Annotated in this window: 1 rRNA gene; it reads left to right on the top strand. The window is 49.5% G+C overall.

Going from position 1 to position 3,088, the window contains the following annotated elements:
* Positions 1-146 precede the first annotated feature (146 nt).
* Positions 147-3,065, top strand: a 23S ribosomal RNA gene (locus FD07_RS11705).
* Positions 3,066-3,088: the final 23 nt, after the last annotated feature.

Here is a 3,088-nt window from a genome sequence, read left to right as displayed (position 1 = left end):
TTGTTCTTTGAAAACTAGATATTATCAATTATTTTCCTTTAATTATTAAGATAATTAAAACCGAGAAACAACTGCGTATTTTTGAGTTTTTTAATTAGTTTATATCGCTAATACTCAATTAATCAGCGATTACGAAGTAATCGTTAGGTTAAGTTATGAAGGGCGCATGGTGGATGCCTTGGTACTAGGAGCCGATGAAGGACGGGACTAACACCGATATGCTTCGGGGAGCTGTACGTAAGCTTTGATCCGGAGATTTCCGAATGGGGAAACCCAATTACTTTAATCAGTAATTACAACTCAGGGAATACATACTTGAGTTGAGGCAGACGCGGGGAACTGAAACATCTAAGTACCCGCAGGAATAGAAAGAAAAATCGATTCCCTAAGTAGCGGCGAGCGAACGGGGAATAGCCCAAACCAAAGAGCTTGCTCTTTGGGGTTGTAGGACTGAACATTTGAGTTACCAAAGTCAATGATAATCGAAGAGTCTGGGAAGACTCGGCATAGAGGGTGATACCCCCGTAGATGAAATTGTTGACCCTCAGTTCAGTATCCTGAGTACGGCCACACACGTGAAACGTGGTCGGAATCCGGGAGGACCATCTCCCAAGGCTAAATACTCCCTAGTGACCGATAGTGAACCAGTACCGTGAGGGAAAGGTGAAAAGCACCGCGGAAGCGGAGTGAAATAGTTCCTGAAACCATGTGCCTACAATTAGTTAGAGCCCGTTAATGGGTGATAGCGTGCCTTTTGTAGAATGAACCGGCGAGTTACGTTAATTTGCAAGGTTAAGGTGTAAAGACCGGAGCCGTAGCGAAAGCGAGTCTGAAACGGGCGTTTCAGTAAGTTGATGTAGACCCGAAACCAGGTGACCTATCCATGTCCAGGTTGAAGGTGCGGTAAAACGCACTGGAGGACCGAACCCGTGTATGTTGAAAAATGCTGGGATGAGGTGTGGATAGCGGTGAAATTCCAAACGAACTTGGAGATAGCTGGTTCTCTCCGAAATAGCTTTAGGGTTAGCCTCGGAGTTAAGAATCGTGGAGGTAGAGCCACTGTTTGGACTAGGGGCCCGTCATGGGTTACTGAATTCAGATAAACTCCGAATGCCACTGATTTATATCCGGGAGTCAGACGATGAGTGATAAGATCCACCGTCGAAAGGGGAACAGCCCAGACCATCAATTAAGGTCCCTAAATACATGCTGAGTGGAAAAGGATGTGGAGTTGCACAGACAGCTAGGATGTTGGCTCAGAAGCAGCCACCATTTAAAGAGTGCGTAATAGCTCACTAGCCGAGTGATCCCGCGCCGAAAATTTACCGGGGCTAAGCATGTTACCGAAATTATGGATGCGACCAATAGGTCGCGTGATAGGAGAGCGTTCTAAGGGCAACGAAGCTAGACCGCAAGGACTAGTGGAGCGCTTAGAAGTGAGAATGCCGGTATGAGTAGCGAAAGATCAGTGAGAATCTGATCCACCGAATGACTAAGGTTTCCTGGGGAAGGCTCGTCCTCCCAGGGTTAGTCGGGACCTAAGCCGAGGCTGAGAAGCGTAGGCGATGGATAACAGGTTGATATTCCTGTACTAGTTAATCATGTTTGAACGATGGAGGGACGCAGTAGGCTATGGTGTGCACACGATTGGAAATGTGTGTTCAAGCGTCAAGTCTGGTGATGAGTTAAATGCTTATCGCTAAGGACAAGGCGTGACGAGGACCGAATTTTAGTAGGGAAGCGCCAGATGTCACACTGCCGAGAAAAGCTTCTAGTTAGTGATTAATTACCCGTACCGCAAACCGACACAGGTAGTCGAGGAGAGTATCCTAAGGTGAGCGAGTGAACTCTCGTTAAGGAACTCGGCAAAATGACCCCGTAACTTCGGGAGAAGGGGTGCTACACGCAAGTGTAGCCGCAGTGAAAAGGCCCAGGCGACTGTTTATCAAAAACACAGGTTTCTGCAAAATCGCAAGATGACGTATAGGGGCTGACGCCTGCCCGGTGCTGGAAGGTTAAGTGGATGAGTTAGCTTCGGCGAAGCCCAGAAATGAAGCCCCAGTAAACGGCGGCCGTAACTATAACGGTCCTAAGGTAGCGAAATTCCTTGTCGGGTAAGTTCCGACCCGCACGAAAGGCGTAACGATCTGGGCACTGTCTCAACGAGAGACTCGGTGAAATTATATTACCTGTGAAGATGCAGGTTACCCGCGACAGGACGGAAAGACCCCATGGAGCTTTACTGTAGCTTGATATTGGGTGTTGACACAGCTTGTACAGGATAGGTCGGAGCCGTAGAACTCGGAACGCTAGTTTCGAGTGAGGCGCTGGTGGGATACGACCCTCGCTGTGTGAACACTCTAACCCGCACCACTAATCGTGGTGGGAGACAGTGTCAGGTAGGCAGTTTGACTGGGGCGGTCGCCTCCTAAAAAGTAACGGAGGCGCCCAAAGGTTCTCTCAGAATGGTTGGAAATCATTCGTCGAGTGTAAAGGCAGAAGAGAGCTTGACTGCGAGACAGACAGGTCGAGCAGGGACGAAAGTCGGGCTTAGTGATCCGGTGGTACCGTATGGAAGGGCCATCGCTCAACGGATAAAAGCTACCCTGGGGATAACAGGCTTATCTCCCCCAAGAGTCCACATCGACGGGGAGGTTTGGCACCTCGATGTCGGCTCATCGCATCCTGGGGCTGTAGTCGGTCCCAAGGGTTGGGCTGTTCGCCCATTAAAGCGGTACGCGAGCTGGGTTCAGAACGTCGTGAGACAGTTCGGTCCCTATCCGTCGCGGGCGTAGGAAATTTGAGAGGAGCTGTCCTTAGTACGAGAGGACCGGGATGGACATACCGCTGGTGTACCAGTTGTGCCGCCAGGCGCATCGCTGGGTAGCTATGTATGGATGAGATAAACGCTGAAAGCATCTAAGTGTGAAACTCGCCTCGAGATGAGATTTCCCATTCCTATATGGAAGTAAGACCCCTGAAAGATGATCAGGTAGATAGGCTGGAAGTAGCAGCGCCGTGAGGCGTGGAGCGGACCAGTACTAATCGGTCGAGGACTTAACCAAGTTGAAAACGTGGTTGTTTCCGA

It is taken from the genome of Levilactobacillus parabrevis ATCC 53295, assembly GCF_001434055.1.
GTDB lineage: Bacteria > Bacillota > Bacilli > Lactobacillales > Lactobacillaceae > Levilactobacillus > Levilactobacillus parabrevis.
The sequence above is the reverse complement of the archived record's forward strand: the minus strand, read 5'-3'. Positions and strand labels throughout refer to the sequence as shown.